The organism is Candidatus Endomicrobium procryptotermitis (assembly GCA_031279415.1).
GTDB classification, from domain to species: Bacteria; Elusimicrobiota; Endomicrobiia; order Endomicrobiales; family Endomicrobiaceae; genus Endomicrobium_B; species Endomicrobium_B procryptotermitis.
Genome location: JAITIP010000043.1, coordinates 1 through 26,280, shown reverse-complemented (window position 1 = coordinate 26,280; position 26,280 = coordinate 1). Strand labels below are relative to the sequence as shown.

General features: G+C 39.2%; 5 protein-coding genes. 4 read left to right on the top strand and 1 reads right to left on the bottom strand.

Annotated features, from left to right (window positions below; all coding sequences use genetic code 11):
• Window positions 1-25 precede the first annotated feature (25 nt).
• The 4 genes from LBD46_08720 (at window position 26) to LBD46_08705 (ending at window position 3,433) form a co-directional block, all read left to right on the top strand.
• A complete protein-coding gene (locus LBD46_08720) occupies window positions 26-472 on the top strand; it encodes a hypothetical protein (GenBank protein MDR2427240.1) in 447 nt (148 codons plus the stop codon).
• A 306-nt stretch (window positions 473-778) separates the two neighbouring features.
• Window positions 779-1,132 (top strand): hypothetical protein, encoded by a 354-nt coding sequence (locus tag LBD46_08715; protein ID MDR2427239.1) that lies wholly within the window; start codon window positions 779-781, stop codon window positions 1,130-1,132.
• A gap of 45 nt (window positions 1,133-1,177) precedes the next feature.
• Window positions 1,178-2,053, top strand: coding sequence for a nitrogenase iron protein (nifH, locus tag LBD46_08710; protein MDR2427238.1), 876 nt, complete (start codon window positions 1,178-1,180; stop codon window positions 2,051-2,053).
• A 192-nt stretch (window positions 2,054-2,245) separates the two neighbouring features.
• Window positions 2,246-3,433: a carbohydrate porin gene (locus LBD46_08705; protein ID MDR2427237.1), complete on the top strand. Its 1,188-nt coding sequence runs from the start codon at window positions 2,246-2,248 to the stop codon at window positions 3,431-3,433.
• A 310-nt stretch (window positions 3,434-3,743) separates the two neighbouring features.
• On the opposite strand, the gene LBD46_08700 is transcribed toward LBD46_08705, so the two are convergent.
• A complete protein-coding gene (locus LBD46_08700) occupies window positions 3,744-26,243 on the bottom strand; it encodes a hypothetical protein (GenBank protein MDR2427236.1) in 22,500 nt (7,499 codons plus the stop codon).
• Window positions 26,244-26,280: the final 37 nt, after the last annotated feature.

Sequence of the window (26,280 nt, the reverse complement as noted above, 5' to 3'; positions counted from 1 at the left end):
TATTTAATTGCACCCGCTTTGCGTCTTGTCAGCCATTCTGATTTCAGGAACAGCGTTTTTTGAGCCGTCTTACGCAAAAGATAAGAACTATGACAAAATTATAAAACTTGCCGTAACGAATTTGAAAGTCTATGAAGATACAGCAAAAGCTTGGGCAAAAGAGGTAGAAAAACTGGGCTATAAACTGGATTACAGAATTATCAGCGGTGTGCAGTTAAACGAGAGTTTAGAACGCAGCGAAGTGTTTGCAAATTATCATCAGCATACGACCGCACTTACGGAATTTAACAGAACGCATAAAGGACATATTGTGCCGGCTTTTTCGGTTTTTACCGACAGGTCGGGGTTATTTTCTTTAAATTATAAAAATATTAAAGATTTGCCTGAAGGCGCAAAAATTGTAATCCTCACTGATACCGTTTTCAAATTATTCGGAAAGTTTTATACCGCGAGGCGCGCTCGGGACTTGTAAGAAGCGCCGTTATACTTACAATAAGCTTCCTGTCTTTTTCGACGGCTGCAACGGCGGAATAGATAATTTTGCCATAAGAATAGGCTATTACCGCTACAAACTTTCGGTGATGTTATTTACAGTAATATTGATTGTAATAATCGTGCAGTTGGTTCAAACTGCCGGAAGAATAGCGGTAAAAAAACTCAATAAAAGAATTTAAAAAAATATGTAATTTCAAACCATATATGTTTTATTGACATTGTAAAAAAAATTTATTATACTTTTCTAAATATTTCATATATGTTTAATAGGAAAAGTCGTAAAATGGAAAAAATAAGAATAGCTTTAGCGTCGAGCGATGGAGAATTTATCGATACGCATTTTGGAAAATGTAAAGCGTTCAGGATAATAGATATGGATAATCAGACAAAAAAATATGAACAAGTGGAAATAAGAAAGTCCGACCGAATGTGCGGCCAAAACGGGCATACGGCGGAAAATTTGGAAAATATCATAAAACTTTTATACGATTGCAGTTATGTGATAGTCGCAAGAATAGGCATTTGGATAAAAGCGGAGTTGGAAGAAGAAGGAATAATTCCGATAGAATTTTTTGGAACGATTAAAGAAGCGTTGGGAAAAACACATTTTTGCAGTTCGCGAATGCGTCAAATATAATGCTAAACAAAGAACAAATGACTTTCAAAAAAGGGGTTTTGTAAAATGTCTAAAAAGATTAAACAGATTGCGATTTACGGAAAAGGGGGTATAGGGAAATCAACTACCACATCCAATATAAGCGCGGCATTATCAACGCTTGGATATAAGGTAATGCAGTTTGGCTGCGATCCAAAAAGCGATTCTACAAATACTCTTCGCGAAGGCAAATATATACCTACTGTTCTTGACACGTTAAGGGAAAAACCCAATGTCAAAGCACAGGATGTAATATTTAAAGGATATAATGGAATATTTTGCGTTGAAGCTGGCGGGCCAGCGCCAGGCGTTGGCTGTGCCGGAAGAGGAATAACTACCGCAGTTTCACTTTTTAAACAGCAGCATGTTTTTGAAGAACTTGATTTGGATTATGTGATATTTGACGTTTTGGGAGACGTTGTATGCGGCGGTTTTGCCGTTCCTATAAGAGAAGGAATAGCGGAACACGTTTTTACGGTTTCATCATCGGATTTTATGGCGATATACGCGGCAAACAATTTGTTTAACGGAATAAAAAAGTATTCAAATGCAGGCGGCGCTTTGCTTGGAGGAGTTATAGCAAATTCAATCAATAAGCCTTATGCAAAAGATATTATAGACGATTTCGTAAAGCAGACAGAAACGCAGGTTGTAGAATACGTTCCGCGTTCGGTAACGGTTACGCAAAGCGAACTTCAGGGCAAAACAACCATAGAAGCAGCTCCCGATTCCGCTCAGTCGCAAGTATATTTGAGTCTTGCAAAAAAAATAGCGGCTCATGAAGTGTCAAAAGCTCCGCAGCCGCTTACGGTTTCACAACTCAGAGATTGGGCAGCAAAATGGGCTGACCATCTGCTGGCTCTTGAAACTGGAACTATAGAAGGTGCAAGAGCCGGAATATAAAAAACGCCAATATTAAAAAGCCGCACGGCTTGCAGACAATATAGTTAAAAAAGAAAAACCGCTAAATGTTACAGCATTTAGCGGCTCACAGAAAAAGAGGTTGTGCTCTTTCTCCGGTAAGATTAGAGTATACAACCTCTTGAAGAAAAAATCAAATGGCGTTTTTTGACGCTAATTCAAGAGGATAAAAAAATGAATATAAAACTTTTAGCAGCATTGACAGCCGCTTTGGTTATTGCAGGCGGAAACATAGCCATAGCTCAGGAAGACAGCGTAGCAGACAAGTTAGGACTTGAAATAAGCGCTTACGGAACAATAATTTTACAGGGAACTCCGAAAGTCAATTCACGTGAAGATGGTAAAGTCCAAAACGATTTAGCATATTCGTTTGACTTGACCATAGGAAAAGATTTAGGAAACGGCGCACATATTTTCTCCCATCTTATAGCGGGTCAGGGAGACGGTCTTGGAGTGTGGTCATATACCAACGGCATTAACGGCGATGTATGGAACACCCAAAATACTTTGACCGTGGCTGAATTGTGGTATAAACAATCACTTTTTGACGAAAAACTCTCTATAACTATAGGAAGATTAAATCCAGCTCTTTATTTTGACCAAAATGCATATGCCAATGACGAAACGTCACAGTTTTTAAATTATGCTTTTGTTCTAAATCCTTTGGTAGTATATCCTGTAGATTATTTTAAATTCGGGATAAATGTAACTTACTCTCCGATAGAACAGATAGAGTTTTCTTATTCTTACCTTGAAACAAACAGCGATTTATCTCATTTTGATACCAAAGGTTTTAACGCAGTACAGCTGGCGTTTAAGCCGAATGAAACTGGAAATTACAGAATATTTTATTGGAATAATAATGACGCTAATTTAGCATATTCAAATGTTAACAAAAATGAATTTCAAGAGGGTGTTTCAGGTTTTGGAATAAGCGCAGACCAGAAAATAACCGAAACCATAGGCATTTTTGCAAGATTCGGTTACAGAGATCCATCAATTAGTGTGTTATATGAAATAGATACCGATGGAGATGGAGTTAACGATGATTATGATTTCTTTTATGCACCTTCTTCAATTGCCGCAAGCATAGGAGTACAGTTTTCGGGCGTATCATGGTCAAGAGACAATGATCTTTTAGGCATTGCATGTGGTTATGCCAATACGTCAAGAGACATTTACGATGCAGGCTTTCTTGAGAAAGACGGCAGCGAGATAAATACGGAAGTTTATTATGCTTTTGCAATAAATGAACATGTCATAATAACGCCTTCATTGCAGTATTTAAGCAATACTTATGGCGGCAACACTGCCGAAGATAACGTTTTTGTTTACGGTATCAGAACACAAATCGGTTTCTAATCGGTTTCATAAAAAATATAAATCCAATCTGTGATAACTAAAAGCAGTACTGCAGTACGATATATCGGAAAAAGAGAGGAGAGTGACTTAACCCCTGTCATTCTCCTCTCTAATTTTATGCGCTATATAATTCCTTTTCAACAACCTGTATAATAAAACTTCCTCATTGCAACTAATTCATCATTTTGATTCAGATGCATGATATAAAAACCTGTGCAGCAACATTGTGCATTTTTAAATAAATGAACCCGCCGATTTTATAAACTATAAATCGGCGGGCTTATTTGTTATTTATTTACAGCTGCCAGCACTATGCTGCCTGCAAAATTTGCCTTACTGCTGACGCAGATATTTTTGCACCGGTTTTGGCGTTCTCTATCATTGTGTCTGTTACCAACCCAGCTATCGAATCACCTATCAGTGTAACCGCTCTCTTTGCTTCTCCTTTCTTCTCCGCTGACACACTAAATGGATCTTTTACTATTTCGTTTATCAGTCCGTTTACTTCTTCCATCAGCTCCCTAATACTGCTGTCTTCTCCTTCCATCGACGCCCTCTGTTGCTCAAATATCGCTTTTATCGTACTTTCATTTATCTCTTCTCCATTAATCGACAGATACAGCAGCAGAGATCTTATAGCTTTTCTATCTCCCACTCCTACTTTTTTATATGTTTCGCCTTTTACCTTTATATACTTTATATATTCTCTCTCCAAATAATTCTCCACACTCCCCCTCAAATACCCCTTTGCTTCCGCATAACTCTCAGCTGTATTTTCTTTCGCCCTCTGCAATATGTATTGACACATCACGTTTTCTCCTCCTATCCCTGCTTTTTTCAACGCTTCAAGCATTCCTTCAAAATTTTTCTCTTCTTTTGAAGTCATATATTCTTTTAACTTCTCTATGTTTTTTGCTTCTATGTTCAGTATATAATTCGATTTCAATCCACTCTTATGCGCAACATTATATCTCTCGACCGCGCTCTTGCTTTCTCCTCTTTCCCTTCTTCCTATTGTCTTATCACTCTTAATCTTCGCAGCAAATGCAACAGACACAGTTTTTCCCTCTCTTTTGCCTTTCGTCATCTCTGGCATTTCTATCGCTATTGTCTCGTTTACACTTTTATCTATCATCTCTTTTCTTTCTTCTTCTCCGTATTTCTTCTCAAATCTAATCACTCCCGTTATCCCCTCGGCTTCTAACAACTTCTTATTTGCAGATAACATTTCATTATTTCTCTCCGCATTATTTCCATCAAATATTATATAATTCTGCGTGTCTATACCATACTTTTTCGCGGCTTCTGCTATCGCTTTTATTACATATTCTGCCTTTGCCTCATCCAGTCCTGTCACATCCGCATATATTCCATTAAATTTCAACTGATATACTCTTTTTATAAGTTCCTCATTTACCGTTTTATCTTCATTTATCAAATCAGAAGCATTTAAATCCGCTATCTTTTTCATTTCTTTGCTTGCGTCAAGAATATTCTTTATTCTCACAACATCCTTCAATTCATCTTCTGTCAGAGGTATTCCCTCGCTTTCTTTCCATATCCTCTCTATCGCCCTTTTCATATCACCATGTGATATTCTTACAAGCGTTACGTTTCTAGATATTTCTTTTTTCATATTATTTTCCGTCTTTACTTTATCATCAAATATCTTCGACTTCTGCGTATCTATCATCAGACCGTACTCATAACCCGGCATCTGCCATTCTTTTCCTCTATCTTCACTTGCGGATATAGCCGCCTTCAATTCTTCCGTTTTTCCTTTGTTGAAGCTATTTTCCACATAATATGTCGCTATCTCCTCGCCATTCAACTCCAAAATGCCTGTATCAATTCTTTTTTCATCATCTTCATTATCAAGCGAAACGCCTTTATAAACTATCATCCCTATTCCACTAGAATTCAATGCATTCACATCTTTGTTAGTATTCTCAATCTTCTTATTGTCGTTTAGGTCAGCAGCAAAATATCTTGTTGACAAAATATATGCCCGATTATATAGCTTCTCTTTTAATGTTTTGTCAGATATTTCTTCCTCAAGATGTTTATTATGCGAAACGACGGTTTGTATAACCGAATTTGCCCTGAAAGATTCTATATTATCCGTGAGATTATTAGGAATATAATGTTCTACTTTTATGTCATACGTACTTTCCCCATACTTTATCTGAACGATTGTATGCGGCTTGATCCTTTTGTATTCATTTTCTGGAATATCCTTTCTTTTACCAACTCTTTGTATTATCGCCGCTTTTATGCCTATTTCATTTATTGACGAAACTTGTTTTCTCGTTTCCTCCGATATGTCATAATTTTCAACAAATAGCTGCACTGTCGTCGGCAAGTCCAATTTTTGTCCGTCTTGGACTTCGACAATATTTTTATCTGTCAATCTCCGTATAAGCACTCCCGGATGTATCCTGCCGGCTACTAATCCTATCAATTTCCTTAAGTAGTCTTTGATTGCTTTTATTTTCGTCTTCGCAGGTTCCACTGGTTCCGATATTGATTCTGCAGCGGAATCTCCCGGTGTAGACTGCCCTGCCGTTTCTTCTGCAGGTGCCAATGGTTCTTGAACTACTTGTGCTGTTTTAATTTCGGCTTCGGCTTCGGCTTCGATATCACCGACTGCCGTTTGTGAAGGTTGTTGTCTGCCTAATTCTATCTCTGTTCTCAGTCCGTCCTCTATTTTTGTTCCAAAAATTCTCTGAAGCGCCGCATAAGTTTTCATAATCTCTGATACTTCCGCCATATTTTTAAACGCAGAAACATCAAGCCTTTCAGCCGTAAGTTTGTCATTTACTGAAGCTATTGACTGTCCCTGCATAAAATACAGATTCGAAAACTTTTCTATTTCCATTTTTGCGTTTATATTTTCTTTATCTTTATCAAGAGAGTTCAACAATGATTTTATTTTTGATTCAGTATAAGAAGTTCCAAGTAATTCTTCATATTCTTTTCTCTTCGCCTCGGCTTGTTTTTTTAACTCATCATTATCTTTATTATTATCCGATTCTATCTCAGCAGCTATTACTTCACCTTTGAGTTTGGAAATTTTATCTTTGTTTTGTTCAATTATTTTTTTCTGGCTTCTATAACCCCAATATATTGAGAAAGAAAATAGTAGAACGATTGGTACAAAAATAAACAAAGCGGGACTTATGACAAGGATGGGAGTACCACCTCCCCAGCCGTTTCTCCATATGGCTAAAGAAGCGCCAAGCATATTTCCAAACTTAACAATACCATCAATGCCACTGACGATAAGTTTAATTGCAAATCCAAGAAGGCTTGCGGCCGAAAGCGTCAGCAGCATTATGCCTCCTACGAGAAAAGTAAGGAATCTGGGCATACTTGGTCTTGCGGAGTATCCCGTTATATTTCCTTCAGCGTCTTTTATCTCTTTCACTTCTTTGCCGAAAACTATATCCATCCATTTTTTACTCTCGTTTTTGATATTTTTAAAAACTTCTTTCGCGGGATATTGAAAAATATTAAATCCGGGAAGCAAAGCGCTTTGCCCCAGCATTACTCCGAAAGGTATAATTATATACACGACTGACAAGAAGAAAGTCATGCTGGCTGAAAATAAAAATGAAGCGGCTATAATAAGTATGTTTGAAGCTTCCGGAATAAAATGGCTGTTCATCGTAGCCATAACGGCGTTTTCGCTTTTTTTAGCGTTTGCAATAGCATCGTCGCTAGTTTCTCCATTATGCCTTTCGGCAAGAATAGAAATCAAAGCCGTTCCGCTTCCTCTTCCAGTGTTTGCGTGAGCGGCTTTCCCCAGCAAACCAAAACTGGCGCCGGTGCTGTGCGTTCTGATTTTATCGACAAAATATATAAAGTTGATAACAAGTTTCTTAAAAGCTCCGCCTAAACTTTCATTGAAAGCGTACATATCTTTTACAAAGCCGATTACCGCGCCCGACTGAGACATAACAAGCCCTATTAACGCAAGTATAAACGCAAAGCCAAAACCTGAAAATCCGCTAATCCCCAAGAATAAAATTGCAAACAGGAAAGTTGTTATGGTCAAAGTGGTAAGCCATTCTTTAATATAAAAACCGTATCCGCCTACAAAATTTGTAGCTTCTCCAAAAATGCTTCCGAAACGACCGAAAGCTCTTCTTTGAGCTTTATTGTATTCATAGACATAAGAAGACTGCGTCATTTCTACGGCGCCGCTTGCAAACTTTATAAACATTGCGGTAAATTCCGTATTTCTTGCTTCTCTTGTTTTCTCAACTACATAACCGCCTAAAGCGACAGTTTTTCCGCCTTTTGTTTTAGCAGCCTGCCCCGCCGTAGCGTCTTCGCTGACTAAGCCTTTGCTTTGTCCCGACATCGATTTTATAAATCTTGTTCTTAAGAAATTGGGATGCCCGTACATATGCAGCTGCCACAATTCGTTCATATCGGCATGCGAAGCGTTAAAGCCTTCTTCTGCCGACGCGCCTTTTGCTCCGACGTTTGTAAGCCTCTTTGTAGGTATTTGTTCCTGCAGGCTGACATTATAAACTTCCTCGTCTTCAACCATCGGTGTCAAAGCTCCAAACAGGGAAAGCGCAGACTGCACAAAAATATTCTGGTTCATATCAAGCTGCAGTATAAACTCTTTTGAAACATCGCCTTCCAAATGAGTGTGATGGTCAACCTTGCCCATGCCGATAACCCCGTGAACAGGCGAAACCGTCGTGCCTGTATCGTCAAAGACAACTACCGTAATTTTTTTATTTTCAGCGTTGTTAAATATAGTTTTTATCTGGTCGTCGTTATACTTCTCTACCAAAGACGTTTCCTTTCCTTCTTTTTTCCATCTTTCATATTTTGCTTTCTCTTTTTTAATTTCGGCTTCAACGGCATCAAGCAAAGCAAGTTCTTCGGTAGGGGCCGTATTGTTATTCTTTTTTTCAAGCAGTTTATTATACGCCGCCAAAGAAACGTCCTGCGCTTTAAGATGCCTGAACGACGTAAGTTCGACAGGCTGATAAACGTCGAATTTTTCCCATTGAAATATAATATCCTTTGCTTGAAGTTCTTTTATTTGTTTATTGTCTTCTTCAGTTCTGTCCGCTTCGGGTTTTGCCATTAAGCTGGTATGTTCTTTGCGTATCTTTTCAATTTCGGAGATACGACTGCTCATATAACCGTCGAAAGCACGAGCGCCGACAGCTCTAAGAAATCTTTGATAGAAACGGTCTGATTGAGCGCCGACAGCTCTAAGAAATCTTTGATAGAAAAAGTATTCTTTTAAACTATCGGGAAAATCGCCGTTTTCAATTTCTTCTATGCGTTCTCTGTCTTTTTCCGTTCTGCCGGCGGGCGCTTTCTTTATTAATTCATTATATTCTTCCTGCATTTTCTTTATTGCTTTTCTTCTTTCGTATTCGTTTTCTATTTGATTTATAAGTTCTTTTTCATAATCCGACGCCAACTTCCCGATTTCCTTTTCTTTTAGAAGTTTATACTGCGAATTATTATGCTTCATTCTGTGCATCACGGGAACTATCATTTCTCTGTATAATTTCAAATTTTCAGCAAGCCCTATGTATCTGGGGTCGTTTATTCCCGCCCCGTCTTTATAAACGTCTCCGAAAGACTGATAACCCGACACTATCTCAAAATGCTGAGCGCCCGCAGAATGCACTTTTTCCTGCCAGTCCGTTTCCGAAAGGCCGTTTCTTTGGTCGGCGTATTCTATCTCTATTATAAAATCAAGCGCCTCTCTGAGATTTAAAACGCCAAGCTGCGTAGGACTTAGAGGCTGTAGTTTTTCGTCTGCCCATCTGCTTATTTCCTGCTTTATCCAACAGTCGGGAAGTTCATGGCCGCCAGCTCTTCTTAATTCCTGTCCTTTTTTTACTTTCCCGTTTTCATAAAGCATATCTTTCATATGCGCCAATACTTCCTTATCGTCTTCATTAAGAGTTTTTTTGAGCCCGCGGAAATCAACGCCTTCGTCAAGCCTTGAAAGCATATTTGCCCATTCACCATCGTATGCTTCTATCAAATGCGTAAGCAAAATGTGCCCGTCCGGATTTAGCTTATCGCTGTTTAATTTTTCCGTTGCGCCGCCGGTATTATTATCTAACAAATGCGTAACAGATTCCCCGTAAGTGGGAATAACCGCAGAAACGCTGATGTCTTTTACGTCCGGAGTTCTTAAACCCTGTCGCGCCCTTATGTTTGTCTCCTGAAAAAGCCTGTAGAACATTTCTCTGCCGCCCAAACTTTTTGGAATATCTAATATAGGCATTTTTGTTATTGTTCTGTCTAAATTATTCCCTCCCGCATAATCGGATATTTCAAATTTGTATTTTTCATATTCCTGCGCGGAAATTTTTCCCGTTCTGTAATAAGACATTATTATTTTATTGAAATACAAAGCGAAAGCCGTTGTTTTTTGTTTGGGCGTAAGTTTCCTTGAGACCTTTTTAGAAAGAAAAGTCATATCCCATTCTTTAAAAAACTGACTGTCGCGCATGTCGCGCAAAGCGTCAAAATCAGCTTGACTTGGATGACTCAGCTGACTCAGTGCTTTAGCATTTGTTATACGCCCTTCAACCGACGCATATGAATCGTTTCCGTAGAAAGCTTTCTGCCAGACATCCCAGCTCTTGCCGGCAAAATATCCTTCTTTTTTCTTTTGCGACCACATATGCAGTCCTTTAAATATTTCCCAGAACCCGAAGAAATCCAAGAATGTAAATAATAGAAAAGGAAGAATTAAAAGAGCCACCGTCATATATCCCGGAACGGCATATAACAGCAACGCGCCAAGCACAAGAGTTAATATAGAAACTGAAACAGTTATGGCATTTGTTAAAGAATATCTCCATTTATCCCATATATTGTTTCTTTGTTCCCCAGTATTGATGTCCGTAGCTTTGGCTTCAACGAATTTTTTTATCGCTTTGTGATATATTACAAAAAGAGATAATACAAGAAGAGCTATTATTATTGCCGTCATTATTGGATTTGCAAAAGACACTAAGCCGCTGCCAACCAACGACGCAGAGCTTATCGAGCCTCCCATAGTCGCTATTATCGATTTGACCACAGTATTAAGCAGAAAAGATTCCCACACAGTTTTGAAAATAAGAACTAAAACCCATCTTTTTGTCATAGCTTTTTTAGCGCTTTTAATGTCTTGCCTGTTTTTGTCTTCAAGTCCTCTGTCTTGGGAATTGTCTATTGTTTTTCCCCAATATTCATTAACCGTATTATATTTTTGCAGCTTGTTGCCTGCCCAGTTAAGCAGTCGGTTGACAATTAAAGCAATTCCCACCCCCACGCCTGCAACTAAAAGAAACGGCAATACTTGAAACCCCAGTATAGTAAGTCCCACCGCGCCAAAAAATCCTGTAAAAATTCCGTTAATGCCCGCTATAATGCCCAAAGTAACGCCCAGATTTGCAAGCCAAACCGTTATTATTCCTTTAAGGTTTGTCAAAGCCTGCAGCAAACCTAAAGGACTGCTAAACAATATATGAGCGACTTTAGCAGGTATGCTTCCGCCGACTCCTGAATGAGGTATATACACCCTAAAAGGCATCATTATAGGCGAAAAACCCAATTTGCCCGTAGGAGTATTGTTGATATTTGTCGTATAGCCTTCTCTTACAAAATCATCCACCATAGCACTGTATTTGGCGACATAGCCGGGCTTTCTAAACATAGCGTCAAAATCATAATACGTTATAGTTTCGTCAGGTCTCATTTTTCCTCTGCCGCTGGCTCCTTTGACGCCAAATAATACTCTGAATCCGTACTTGGCATACAACTCGTCCATTTTGGCTTCTATCATTGCAAAATTAGGAGCGTCCGCACCGGAGGCTCTGTAAGTTTTTTCAAGAGCGTCAAGTTCTTCATCATTTTTTTCATAATATGCTATTGCTTTATTAAGTTTTTTTATCTGCCTTTTCGTCAGCAATCTTGCGTCCGCTGCTCTTGCTCTATCGAGTTCGAGTACAGCTTTCATTTGCTCGACTTGTTGTTTTATCGTCAAACCGTTTTCAACCACGTTTAACATTCTGTTGGCTTCTGTGTCTATCATAATTCCGACCATTTTGGCTTTGCCGTCGGCTATAAGCTGCTTGGCTTTGTAAAACAGCATATTTCTGAAAGCCATATCGTCTTGGCGCATATTGTTTGTAGCTATATAAATATAGTCAAACAGCAGGCGGTCTTCGTTGGTAAATTCGTTCAACACTTGAGCTTCCGCCATTACATTGCGCACCCACCATTTGTAATCGTCAAACATTTTCTGGTCCGCTGCCTGTTTTTCTAAAAACGCGGAAATATCGGCTGCGCTTGATCTTTCGGTTAACTGCGGATTATATTTAAGAAAATCCGAAATAAACTGACGCTCTATGGCTCTGTAGCTTTCAGTTTTGTTAAATCCTAAATCCGCATAGCGCTCTCTGATAACTTTTATTACCTTGTCGTTTAATCCTTTCGTTATTGGGTTATTCATAGAATCCCTGACGGCCGGACGCAAAGCCTTGTCTTCTAAAGTTCCCGAAGGAGGCAGCGGCTGTCCGCCGTCGATAGTTCTGCCCATTATTTCCCTGCGCCTCTTATTATCCACTCTTTTTGCCCTTATTACTTTTGCGGCAAAATATACTATGAGACCGACTATGCTTACCGTCAAAGCTAAGGCTTTAACGGGATGTTCTTTCAACATCATTTTATAGTCGTCATATATTTTTTTAAATTCTCCACGCCAGTCATGGACTATATCGCTTTGATATTTTGCTACCAGAACGCCTCTGTCATTGTACTTATACTGGTATCTCTGCATTATTGGTTCTTCGCCAGTATTTAGATGATTTACTTCATAATAATTATGGAAGACTACGCGACTTGCAGTCCCTATAGGTATAAGTCCAAATAATTTTTTTCTCTCAACTCCGGCATCCATATCAGACCAGATTCTGCTTATTCTTATGCCTTCTACCTCAAACGGTATCAAACCCCTTCTTTCAGGATCTTCGGCTAAATCGGACAGATTTTCACCTTCACCTAGTGGAATATTCTTAATGGCTGTGTCTACTTTGTATAAATTTTCCAGAAATGTTTTGCATTTTTGAACCAACTCCTCGCTGCTGCTTGAAGCTGCATCAGTCGAGCGCAGGGACTGCATAAACTCATGCCATTTGTTGTCATCTCTATTATCTATAAGATAGCCATATTCAGCTCTGCCCATTCTGTTTAAAACATTTATTTCATATGTACCGATATTGATGTTTCCTGCTATGTTATGGAGCAAATCATAATCATAAACTTCAAAAAACTTCAATCCGTCGCTGTTAAAACCTACGGCTTTTAATCCGGACATTTGAACAATATATTGAGCTACTGTCTCCGCATGGTCGTCAGAATATTTACCGAAATATTTGCGGTACAGCTGCGCTCTGTTAATATAACCTTTTATAAAATTATTTACGTTGAAATTAGGATTGCCGTAAGAAGTATATATTAAGGAAACGCCTTTGTCGGTGTCTATTACCTTAAGATCATTCATTTTTGTGATAAAATCGCTTTCATTTACGGCTTCTTTGATGGGTTTTAAACTCCCATCAGCATTTTTTGCGCCATAAACGTCAAAGTCCAATGAGCCGTCATAGCCATAGCTTACTATGGTTCTTGGATGTCCGAGCATAAGCTGTCTTTGTTCTTCTGAAATTGCATCTGCCGCATATTCGCCAAAAGAAATTATCGCCGGATTTCCAAACAGCGTTTCTATACTGTTCGTGCCCTTGTCATTCTCAACTTTGACAATTTCTCCATTTTTATCAACTAAAAAATTTGAAAGCGTTATGAGATTTCTTCCTTCGGCATTATTTAATAGATATGCTTTTTCTGTAAAAAGCCTTCCCTGATCGCCGTTTTCAGTTTTCGTTTCCAGCAAGTTGCCATCTTTGTCTAATAGTTCGCCTTGAAGCGAAAATATGGTCAAATCATCTGTTTTAATATTATCGGGTAAGCCCTTAGGAGTCCTGTCTTCTATCTGAGTCCTTTCATGGGCGAACAAAACGGTTCTTACGTTCTGCTCGTACACCAGAGCGTTTGCCACCACGATAGAGTTAAATTTTGACGAGCTTGTCACATAGACGTTGCCATTCTTCTCTATGGTAAGAGTATAAGATCGCAGTCCCGTACCATATCTGTCATGCTCCGGAACGATGATGCCAGAAACATATTGTCCATTTTCTATGTCAAACTGCTGCTTTACATTGCCTCTAAGGTCCATCTGCTTGACTATAGTTCTGGCCCTTATAGCGTTACCCGCGGATTGTTGTTGATCCGATTCCACGATACTGTTTACGTTGTCTTTAACATATATTCTGCCGTTAGTCCAGTCTATCCCTTGGAATGAGCTTTTGCTTAAACCAACTTCCTCTCCTCGCTCATTGATATAGATGTCTTTCTCTCCATTATCGTTTATGTGATATGAAATCGTATGCGAAGGTATCCCTAAAAATGCAAGCTGTACTGCCGTATAGTCTTCTCCTGTAAGCGTGTTTTCAGCCGCAACATCTTGATAGGAATATTCTTCCTTTCTGGTAACTTTTAAAATCTGCTGGGTATTTTGGGCAGTAAGTCCGAAATTATTTACGTTTTGCACCATAGCCTGCATATTTTCACTGCCGGTTATGAGTCTCCAGTCGTTTTGGTTTATGCTGTCTTTCCAATCCCACCCGCTGCTAAGAGGCTGAAGCTTCTCGTTTATTACGTTGGGAAACAGCTTGGAAGAATTAAGTATGGTAACATGATATTTGCTCAACAGTTGTCCTTCTCCTTCTCTTTCTTCTATAAACACAGAGCCTGAGTGATAGTCTATTATCATAGTTCCAACGCCTTCTACGGGAATAGTAAGGTTGACGGGCATCTGGCTTTCGTCCGACGACTTCAAGTCATACCTTAAGCCGAGAGGCATACCGTTATATTTACCACTAAAATCTATAAATCCTTCTTCAGTTATTTTCACCACAGGCTGGCTACTGAAATTATTATATGCAGCCCATGTTTCATATAAAACTTTTTGTCCAGTAGGGTCGCTGGGATCTAATACCTGAGATTTCGCCCATCTCAAATCGGACGGTTTATAGGGGAACCCTATATTTTCATTTCTTACTCTTGTAAACAAATTCTCTATGTTCTTACTGTCTCCAGCACTCATTCCATTTTCAGTAATTTCTCCAAACTCATATGTTTTGTAATGCCCTATAAGTGTTTTGGCATAATACTCTCGCAAACCGTCCTCTCTGACCTTGATTCCTCCAAGAAATGAGTATCCTTCCCCACTTTTGGAATCTCTTATGCTTACTATTCCATCCATATGGCTCAAGGTTATCATGTCATTGTCATAATATTTACTATCTGCTCCTATAAGTATATGCATCTCTTTCTTTAGAAAATCTTTGGCCCTTAGAAAATTTTCAGCCTTTTCTCTGCTAATTGACCTGCCATCTTTAAAGGTTATATTTCCGTTGATAATTGGTATCAGCGTGCCGTCTATAAGCCTTACCTGTTCCTTCTGCCCATCGGTAGTTGGTACCAGCGCGTCTATAAGCCTTATCTGTTTATCGCTAATTGATACCAGCGTACCATCTATAAGCCTTATCTGTCCTCCCAAATAAACTTCCGAGTGTTTAATAGTAAATTCTCTTACGTCCCTGCCTGCCTTTATGTCTTCAGTTGTGCCATTAATAACTGCTTTTCTTGTGGCAGCTTCAATTGCGTAAGCATCGCCATAAGACTGCGACAGCTGAAGCTGTTGTTTCCCTCCATCTGTTGCCAATATGTGTTCTACTCTTTGTATGGACCCATCTGTGGATTGGGAAATTCCAGATACAACATTAGGTGCATTATTTATATCATTAACGGAATATGCTCTGGCATAATATACTCTCTGGCTGCCTCCTTCAACGCCTACTTCACCACCATCGAGTTGGTTCAAATATAACAGTGAAGTCTGAAATCCTCCTCTTCCTCCACTGAAAGAAAATTCCATAGGGTTTCCTATACTGATAGGCTTCCATTCTCCATACATATCCCCATTTTGCTGCACGGCGGCAATCATCTTACCCGATTCATCCTTACGGAATGCGATTTTGCTATTCTCACCGAACAGCAATTCATATGTTTTGCCGTCATTAACTGCCGCAAGAAGTTCTTCCCTATTACGGCTTAATATGTGGACTGCCTCCGATGGTATTTCTCCTTCAATGGCAAGGCCAGACATTTTATCCGATTGCACATCCTTGCTGAACACGATTCTACTATCCCCTTTCTTGTTAAGCACCAATTCATATGTGCGACCGGCATTAACCGCCGCAAGAAGTTCTCCCATCTTTTCATATCTATTGCGGCTTAATATGCCCTCCACCTGTGCTGATATCCCTTTAAATGTCACGGCTGCTTCTGCTTTCTGTCGTGCCTGTTCGGTTGGAGTATACCACGCTACATAAACTTTTCCATTATACTCAGCAAAATACTCTTCACCTTTGGATATGTATATTTTTTTGCCGTCTTCTTCAACCTCCTCCATATATTCTTTCATATAAATATAGATAAACGTTCCATCTTCGAGTTTCCTTACATCTGTAATGGTAACCACTATTTTTCCTATAACCTTGCCATTTATTTCCCAGGTCTCTTCCGTTGGTTTCAAAGCACTCAGAGCCTGCATTATCTGGATTTCGCTAAGGTCTTTCACATCATCAGCAATAAGTGTTTCCTTAAACGCAGTATCATATCTTTCATATGACTCGGTTTCATAACCAAATAATGAGCAAATATTATCCCAAAGTCTTCTCAACCATGTCCTGTAGTCAACCAATTTAGTTTTCATTATAAAATCTAACAAAGACCTATCTTTCTCTTTCTGTGTTGTTATAATTAAAGGATCTTCAACTATAAGGTAAGCTCCTTTTTCTCCAGCGTCGAGTGCAGCTTGTTTTATTTTAATATCTGTAAGAGCCTCAATTTTTATTTCTTCAATAGTCATTACTTCGCCGTACTCGTTTACAGGATAAATTCTCAGTTCAGGTCTTTCATACCCTTCTATCATCCAATACAGTCCGCCGACATCATCATAAAAATCTATACCCCCATCTTTATTTGTTGCAAATTTTATTCCCAGTGCTTGCGCATCATCCTGAAGCTTTGACAATATGGGAAAGTTTCTAATCATCCTTTGCACTTGTTCTAATGTTAAAACATTACCCTTTCTGTCAACAGGATATATTTTGTAAGATTTTCCGTCTACTTCATATTTCCAATACAGATATCCTTCATCATCTATAAAATCTATACCGCCGTCTTTATTTGTTACAAATTTTATTCCAGCCTTTATTAACGATGTCTTCAGTTCGTACAATAGCGGTGCGTTTCTTATGGCGGCTTTAAGCTGCTCTTCTCTGATCACAGTATTAATGCCTCTTACCACTTTAACTGGATATATCTCATATACTTTACCGTCTATTGTTACTCTCCATATCAGATTCCCATCTGGGTCAAGTCCCTCTTCTACTTTGTAAAATTTACCATTTATTTCAACTAGTTTTCCGAGCGAATGGAGTTCTTTAATATCTTTTACTTCGTAAAATTTACCATCTATATCTTTTACTTCATGAAATTTACCATCTATTTCAACTCCCAATATCAGATTCCCATTTGCATCACGGATCGGATTCCCATTTGCATCACGTTTGACTTTGATTTCGAGGATGACACTTGCTCTCAGACTTCCAAGCTCCGGAGCAAGCCTTATTGTCTCTTCAAACTCAGGCAGCGTGAGCACCTTATTCTCGCCTCTTACCACTTTAACAGGATATATATTGTAAAATTTTTCTCCAATTTTTACTTTCCACACCAGATTCCCATCTTCATCATTGGCAACTTTTATAACGTATCCTTTGCTGGCAGCATATTCCCTCAGTCTTGCGAGATCAGGAGCAAGCCTTATAGCCTCTTCAAGCTCCTGTGCCGTGAGCACAGTATTAACCCCTCTTACCACTTTAATCGGATATATATTGTAAAATTTTTCTCCGATTTTTACTTTCCACACCAGATTCCCATCTTCATCAAATTCGACTCTTGCATTTCTTGTGAGGGTATTCCCACTCTTAAGCCTTCCAAGCGCTGGAGCAAGCCTTATAGCCTCTTTCAACTCTACATTACTAAGAACCGCAGCCTGTTTTCCCGGAATTATCTTTATGGGATATATCTTATTGCCGTTAACAAGCCAGTATAAACTTCCGTATTCATCATACATGTCTTTTAGATCCTTTACATTGCTATTTCCGGCTTTAAGGGATCTCAACACAGGAGCAATTGCTATGGTATTGAGCAGTTCTTGTTTTGTAAGAACCCTGCGGGTTTTGGTGCCATCTTCTTTTGTTATTTCTATTATGGGATGGATATTATATTTTGCGCCGTTGATGGTAACTTCCCAGTATATATTTCCCTTTTTATCCTTAAGTTCTCTTGCTAGCCTTGTCTCTTTAGTAAGCGCTTTCAAATCAAAAAGCTGCTGTGAAAAACTTACAGTTTCACTAAAATCGGCTGGCGTCATAACGGTAAGAACCCCATTTGTCTCTTTGAAAGGGTATATTGGACGTCCGTTTACCTGCCAATACAATACTTCAACGCCGTTAATTGTCGTATATTTGTCAATAAGCGTTATGTTAAGCCTTTTTTCATACGTTTCCCTTAGCAGCTCAAGCTTTCCTCTAGTTTGAATGGCGCTTCCAAATTCGTGGTCATCCATCGGGCTGCTGTCTCTTTTGAAAGGCTCTACTACATAGCCTTTTAACCCTGCTCCCGGACTGGTTCCTACAAAATTGCCTTTGCTGTCATAGTAAAAAGTGAAGTTGCGGTTTAAAGGAGTATCTACTACACCGCTTCTTTGCGCCGCTCTCCCTGCTGAATTGGCATTAACGGCGTCCATGACCTCTCTTAGACTCATAACAGTCTTGCCATCTGCTTTCACAGGACTTATTACTGTTCCGTCAGGTAAAATCCACTTTAAAGTGTCTCCAACATTGTAAGATATTATTTTGATGCCACCACTTGTAACGGCATATATCAAATTGCTGCCGATACCGATTTCGGCAAAATATCTCGAAACTTCCCTTTTGAGGTTAGACAGGGCTACCGCCGTTTCTATCTTAGGAATCATACCGGCGGCATTTCTTATAACAGGTTTGCCCCCCACTGTGTAAAGATAAATTCTTGCATCAGGATCACCATCAACATAATAGTAAACTCCCCTTGAACTTAAAACTTTTGTAAGAGTATGACCAGGATAATTGAAAGCATCTATGTCTTTTTCAAGCTTGCTTAAGCTTTCAGAGGTTCTTATACCACTAATCAACTCATCCACATTTGCGGAAAGAGATAAATCATAGTATACGGCTCCGCGGTTATCTATAGTAGTCATAAGCGATATAGCTCCTACACCTTTATTGTATCTAACCTCTATGTTGAGAGATGGAAGAGCGTCAAGAAGAGCGCTTCTTACTTTCCCTGCCTGAGATTCTCCGTACTTCGGTTCAAATATATCATACACCATGTCAGCAGCGTCCTGTGCGGTAAGATTTTGATGGATTTGTGTATCAAGCATCGGATCAACAGGTCGTCCGTAAATGAGAGAATCTGCTTTAGCCATCACGGCAGCCCTTTCTTGTTCTGTATGAAATCGGGATACCGCACCGGAATCCAATAAATTATTGTATCTTTCTTTTAAAATGGACATATCTGGATTGGGTTTGGCAAGCTCTGATTGAATTGCATCAATATTGAAAGTCTCACGGTAAAAAGACATTGCATTATTTGTCCACGAAGAATAAAAAGTTTTTCTATCAAAATTTTTATTCCTGTCCCATTGTAATTTATATTCTTGCCAATACTGTGCGCATATAAATGCTCTTATGGCATTTGAAGGCGTAAACGATTTATTATAAGGTTTTATATTGTTCATAAGATCCCGTTCAATCTTATCTACCTCATCCCATGAAAAACCTTCATAATAAGAGAGGTTTGCTTCGGCGGAGAGGATTATATTGGCAGTTTTTGAAGCGCCTGCCTTTTCGCTGTCGCTGAGCGAATCATATATACTCTGCAGCGCGCCTAAAGGTCTAATCATTTCTATAGCGTCGAACTTCTCTCCACTGTTAACTCTCAATATCTGCTGCCATACGACGTCCGTAAATATCTTTAACTCCAAACGCTTAACGGCATCCGTCGCCCACTTCTGCATTACTGCAGAGCTTCTATTACCCCTGTAATCGCCGACAATCATCTTTACTATATGAGGACTGGGGACATAACCAGGCAAAGACTTTTCTCCTGGTAAAGACTTTTTATCAGGAAAAAAGTCTTTTTTGAGCTGTGTTATAATGCTGTCTACTGCAGCCGTTTTTTCGTAATCAGTGGGATCCGAAGTTTTAGTTGACGTCGTGGGTCTTAGTGATGAATTGACGGCATCTTGAACAAGCAAATCAAAAGATGTAATCTGCATCGGCTTCTCAAAGCTGTCCATAAAAGCCGCAATTTGAGGGTATTCTTCGGCAATCACAGATGAACCCGTTTCCGTTTTGGCAATGCCGAAGTTTTTAAGCACCTTCTCGAGTTCCGAATTGGCATTGGCAAGGGCTTTTTCAGCTGAAACAATAGCATTTGCCGCAAGTATAAGATTTCCTAATGCACTGATATTTTCGCCGAGCCTGTCCATATAATTCTGTTCCTGCATTGCATGTGAAAATACTATACGTATATCGGCTAGGTCCCTTAGTATTCTTCTTTTATCACGCATAAGCACTTCGCTTGCAGTGTTTATGGCAAACTGTGATCTTGCGATTTTGGCGCGGTCGGTGTGCTTGAGTGTTGGAGCACCGCGTTCAATGCCACGTATGGCAGACTCAAGCTCAATCGCATATGAAGTAATCGCAGCATAGTTGGCCAACCCGAGTCCTGCCATTTCACCGAGTATTGCATCTGCAGTCGCAAGCGCGGTGAAAGCTTTATTTGAAATATTGCTTGCATACAGATTTGTAATGTATTTCGAAACATCAGTCCTTAATTCTTCTTCAGACATTCCACTTTTCTCAAGAAGGCCTCTACTGCGCAGTGAATCAAAAAAACTATTCGTTATCATATTGATGTTTGCTTTTACTTTTTCCTTAGGTATTGCAGGAGACTCTATTGGAGTGGCAGAGGGCATTACGACTTTATTATTATCGTCAAATACTGGGCTTACACTTAACGATTTTAATGATGAGCCTACTGCTTTCTGAAGAACGCTTATAACCACTGCATCGGGAGTTGTTTTGCGAAACTCCATGTTAAGCATATATGTGGCAATGGTAAGTTCGGCCATTGATTTTGCAAAACTCTTATCAGCGGTTTGGTCGGTACCATAATACTTTTTTATCAAAGCCTGCGTATTGCCATCGGATATGTTGTTGTAATCCACAAGGTCTTTATTAAGCCCTGCACAAAACTGTTCAAAAGTCATTTCCTCTTTTGCAGACTGGCTTGTTCTTCTGGTTGCGGCCGTTGTTACAGAGCTGATGGGAGTTACAGCACTGGCGGCGGGAGAACGCAGATACTGTAAAGCCTGTATTACATCATATCTGTTGCTTATTAAAGCCTGCCTCAAGACCTCGTCGTTCGGAGCACTTTCAGCCATTAATCTCAATGCTTTAATTCTCTCGTTAAGCATAGCACTTCTGATTGTATCCGCTTCGGTCAGCGCATTATCCGTGCCTTCTGGTTTGGACTCAAAAGATTCAACTATCTCCACAACTTCATCGATGTTTACAAGAAGATTGTTCTCTGCAAGAGCTTTTTTCGCGGTATCTGCATTCGTGAAAAAATCGCTGTCTCTCTTGCCGGTACTTCCTTTGTCTGCAAGTTTTTCCAATATATATACATATATCACACGAATAGTTGGATCCTTCATCATCTCATGAATCCAGTTGCGCCTGCTGCTGTCAACAATATGTTTATAATTTCCTTCAAGTGCTTTGATATATTTATTTGATATTTTGATTCCGTATTGTTCAAACAATATGCTGATGAGGAACTGCACTGCGATTTTTCCTTCGTTTTTGTTTACCCAACCAATAATCTTTTCCTCTTCTCTCGAACTGAAAACAACAAGCGGAGTATTCTTAACACTCAGCCCTCTTAGCAAGTCGTTTTTTTGAGCGCTGTCTGCGTTATATCCGCGGTTGGAATACTTTTGTTTAAGATGGTCAAGAACAGTTTCATTATCTGCAGACGCCAATGCCGTTGATTCATTTATAGCTCTGCTTATGGTTCCTATGCCAAACGGTAGATCGTTTGTAAACGTCCAGAAAAAAAGAAGTATCTTTTCCCCGAACTTCATGGTAGTATTGTCCTTATATTGTATTAGAACGTCAAGAAAAATATCTTTTTGGAACTTGTTAAGCACTCTTTCTACCATATCGGCTTCCGAAAGTCCGAGTCCAGAACTTGCTTTAATCTCTTCAATCATTTTTTCTATAACTTTATCGCTGATTTTATAACCTTCTTCAGGTAAGAATATATTAAGCTGCTTTCTGGCCATTACGACTATGATGAATTCGTACATTTTTTTATCAGCTGCCTGTTCTGTAAAAAGCGGCTGTTTTTGAACCATTGCCGTCTCATACAATCTTTCCGCGGCAGCAAGCATATTTGTTCTATATTTTTCACTATCGGTTTTTGAACCAGCGGTACCTATGAGTTCATCTGCGGCAGTCTTGTTTGTGGATACAATATATTCGTTTATTTCCGTTTCATATTCAGCCCAATGTTTATTAACCCACTGCCTTTTGTCCTCTCCAAAAGAAGAGTTTAGATAGTCTGTAAACATTTTTTCCAAAATAAAAATATCCAAAGTTTTAATCGCATACTTTGCAGGAATTCTTGCAAGAACAGCTTTTTCAAGCGCAGGTTTTTCTGTGTCCTTTATCCACTTAAACAAATCATCCTTATCTCTCTGGCTATAAACATCAAGACTCTCTTCCGGAGAAGCGTTTAGTAGCAAAGCAAAAATCGTTATATGCGGCTGAGATTGTGCAGCGGCAGCGGCGCGTATTTTATCAACAATCATTCCGGGAGCAGAGTTAGGACCTGCAGTAATTGTAAGAGACATATCACGCAGCTCTCTCGTATATAAAGTAGCACCTGAAAGAATAATATGGGAGATAATAGGAATATAATCCGATCCCCCCAAGCTTATAGACTCCTTATATCTGTTTAAATCCTCATATGCTATATCGCTTATTGCAACTTCAAATAACTTCGTTACCCATTGAATATTTGAAAAATCAGAATACTTGCTTTTATTTTCATCATAGTAATTCATCATCGTGGTTTTTATTTTGTCTGAAAAATCATAATTAGCAGGAAGTTCAAACTGCATAATCATATATTCGCGAACACTGTTAACTACCGATAAGGCATCGCTTTGCCCTGTGCTGCCAGGAAAAACGGATGATTTTATATGTCTTACAAGCTCCAAATTGGCAGCGGTATTGCTTTTGCCACTTATTGAATTGAATTCTATTTGAAGCTGACGCGCCGTCTGAGATTTAGTTCCGCCCGGCTGGGTGGTTAAATACATCTGTGCGTCCAGCACGATAATCTCTTTAAATTTCTGAACAAGTTTTCCTAGCCTTGCATCAATATTTCCTGCGTTCTTATACTCTTCTGATACCAAATAAGCGCGCATTTTATAATCAGCGCTATCAGACACACTGTATCCCTGAGGCAAAATTGAAGGGATTGAAGAGTATGAAAAAACCACTAAATCTCTTATTTTTGCATAGCTGTCGAGACTCCAGTTGCTGCCTCTAGGCTTCTCTTTCCATTCTATATCTCTATCTCCAGTTTTTTCTCTGCCAACTCTTGCATTGTAACCCCAGCCAGATATTGCCGCATCTGGCGACATTGCAATAGCAACAAAAACCTTCTTCTGAATAATGCTCAAATAAGCCCTTTGAACATCGTTTTTGCTTGCCGAAAGTTCGTTTCTCATATCGTCATCGCTTACATAATTCTTATAATTTTCGCCGATTTTCTTCTTAAGCAAATCTTTCAGTTCTCTTAACGAATCCTCGTTTACCCGACCTTCCCTGTCAGCGATATAATTATCTGCAGCTTTGATAGCGTTTGTAGCGTCATTTGCTTTATAAAAATGAAAGTTTCTCGACTTTGGGTTAAAATTTTCGACAAGATTTTTTAAACTCTGCGTAAAACCTATATTTGAGAACTTTTTTCCTACTTCAAGTCTTTGTATTATAATATCCAAATATATATCATTTCTGTACTTATTCACGACACTATTTGCCCATGACGCAAGACTTGCGTTGTCAAATTCGCCGCTGTATTTGTTTATGTATTTCATCAGTCCACCGGAAAGCTTGTAAGTTCCGAATGATTTGAAAACGGCATTTTCAATGGCAGCTTGAGGCAAAAGACCTTGCACCGTAGTTCTCTCAGAGTTCCACCTGCCTTCATCGTAAAAGCTGAAACTTTGTGCCGGCAGCATATCAGCATTAAGACCTCTGACTATCTTCATCAGATCCGATGAGGAATATGAACCGCTGATACGACTGATATTATCTGTAAGCCGATTTATTACTCCCTGTTTTCCAGTAAAGTTATCTCCGGGATAATAAATGTCAGTATCTGATGAGCCTCCTAATCTTCCAGAAGAAGTAATGCCCACATCAGTGCGAGTGCGAAGTATTTCAGTCGGAAGACCTACAATTATTCCCGCCATTTCCCAATAATCATAAGACGTTGCTTTATGTCTTCCGCTGTTATATTGTATAAGAGCATCAAGCATAATATCTTTGCTGTATTTTGTAATCATTCTGGTCTTCCAGTTATCTAAACTTTCTCCCGAGAGGCGGTTGCTGGGAGAAAGAATATCGGCGCGCAGAGCGGGCGAAAGTTTAAAGTTTCTCGGTATATACTGTCCTAGAATGCTGTCTTCAAAAATAAATGAAAACACTATACTATCAAAAGCTTGCTCGGCGTCATAATTATGCTTAATCAGTAAATTCTTTATAATATCTCCTTTTTTCGGAAAAACTTTTGACAACGGACTTGTGGGGTTTATTCCGTAGTTTGCCTTCAAAGCATTGAAATCCGTTATAGCCTTACTCATTTCATTTGCTTTGCCTAAATCTACAATATCATTGGCAATTGCTAGTCCTGAAAATATCAGAGAGACGTCAGAAAGCGCACCACTGTTTCCCAATTGTTCCAATCCAACTGCAACTCCGCTTACTATTCTGATGCCAGTGTTGACTTTATGTGCAATTGCCACCGTACCATTAAGTATATTATTCACATTTTCCGGTCCATACACCTGAACTAAAAGTTCTGCGACTGCCGCTGCGTTTTGAATCTGCGGATAATCTCTGTTTATGCGTTCCTGCAGTCTGGAAACAGCGTCTGCATATTTAGTGAAATAATTGTCACTTGTCACGCTTTGTGCGCCTTTGAGCTTTTCAATATCAGCCCTTTCATATGGAAGGGCTTTTGGAGTTAAAATTGCTCCTGAAGTCCATCCATAAGTTGCGCTTAAATAATTCCCAAGCTCATCTGCGCTTACTGATGTGACAGAGCCGCTATCATTTACTTCAAGCTGACCTTCGCCTTTAGCTATTATTGATATATAATGTCCGTTCCCTCTGGATATATGTAAAATAATGCTGTCATTTTCATCTGATAAAGCTTCTTTCAGTTCTTCTACAGTTACATTATATCCTTTCCAGTCGGCTCCAGTTTCTTCGGAAAGGGTCTGAGCAAGCACGCTCATCGGAAACATAACCTGTCCGTCAACAATGTCAATTTCTTCGCCGATCATTTTTCTGACTAAACTGACTGCTATGTCCTGTATCTTTTCAGTAAGGTTTGACTGGGTACTTAAAATGCTGGCCAACGACAACGCAGCACAGTTGAGAATGGATGCAGGTTCACTGTCGGCAATGTCGGCACTTGTAATTTCAGTGTCTACAGCAACAGGGGACATTTCATTAAGTTTGCCTTCCAAGAAGGCTAGCCTTTTCTGAATTAAATCCTTCACTTTTTCTGCCAATCTTATGCGGTCTTCAATATCTTCCTTTCTACGGGTTAGATCATTTCTATATTTTTCAAAAGCCGACTGAGCATACTCTAAGCTTGCTCCCACTTCCATTCTTTCTCTTATAAAACGATTTTTTTCATCATCTGTATCCAAAAGATTGAGCTGAAATGTTATATCTGCAAAGCCATTTTGGTCATTATTTAAACCTGCAATATACCATTCTATACCATCTAAAATGCGGCGTATTTCAAGCAGTGAAGGTATTATTTCTTTATCTGCAGCGACTTCTTTTCTCTCTATTGCGTCTCTTATCTGTGAAAATTGGAATATTGCGGCTTCAAGAGAGGAAATGAGATTTGCTTCATCCACTTCATAGTCTCCAAGTTCCAGATACGCTTTTTCGTATTCGCCAAGTTGTACTGCTTGCTCCGTATCAAATAGCGATTGCAGTTGGAAAGCTGTTGAGGAAGCTTCTGTTTCTGTTAGGTCGTTTGCTTGAGCAGTTGTGACTGTGCCCGCGGCAGTCATTACAACCGCCAATCCTGAAGCCGCAGCAAGATGTTTTGTTCCTATTCTAAACGCGGTGCTTGCAATTATCTTATTTAATGTTAAACTTGCGTTCTCAAAAAATTTTGATAAAAATGAAGTCTTTTTTTGGCTGGATTCCATTTTTTGTTTCTGAAGGATTTCGGTTTCTTCCTGCCTT

Coding starts and splice junctions, on each gene's coding strand:
- LBD46_08715 (MDR2427239.1), top strand. CDS start 779: ATGGAAAAAATAAGAATAGCTTTAGCGTCGAGCGATGGAGAATTTATC.
- nifH (MDR2427238.1), top strand. CDS start 1,178: ATGTCTAAAAAGATTAAACAGATTGCGATTTACGGAAAAGGGGGTATA.
- LBD46_08705 (MDR2427237.1), top strand. CDS start 2,246: ATGAATATAAAACTTTTAGCAGCATTGACAGCCGCTTTGGTTATTGCA.
- LBD46_08700 (MDR2427236.1), bottom strand. CDS start 26,243: ATGGAATCCAGCCAAAAAAAGACTTCATTTTTATCAAAATTTTTTGAG.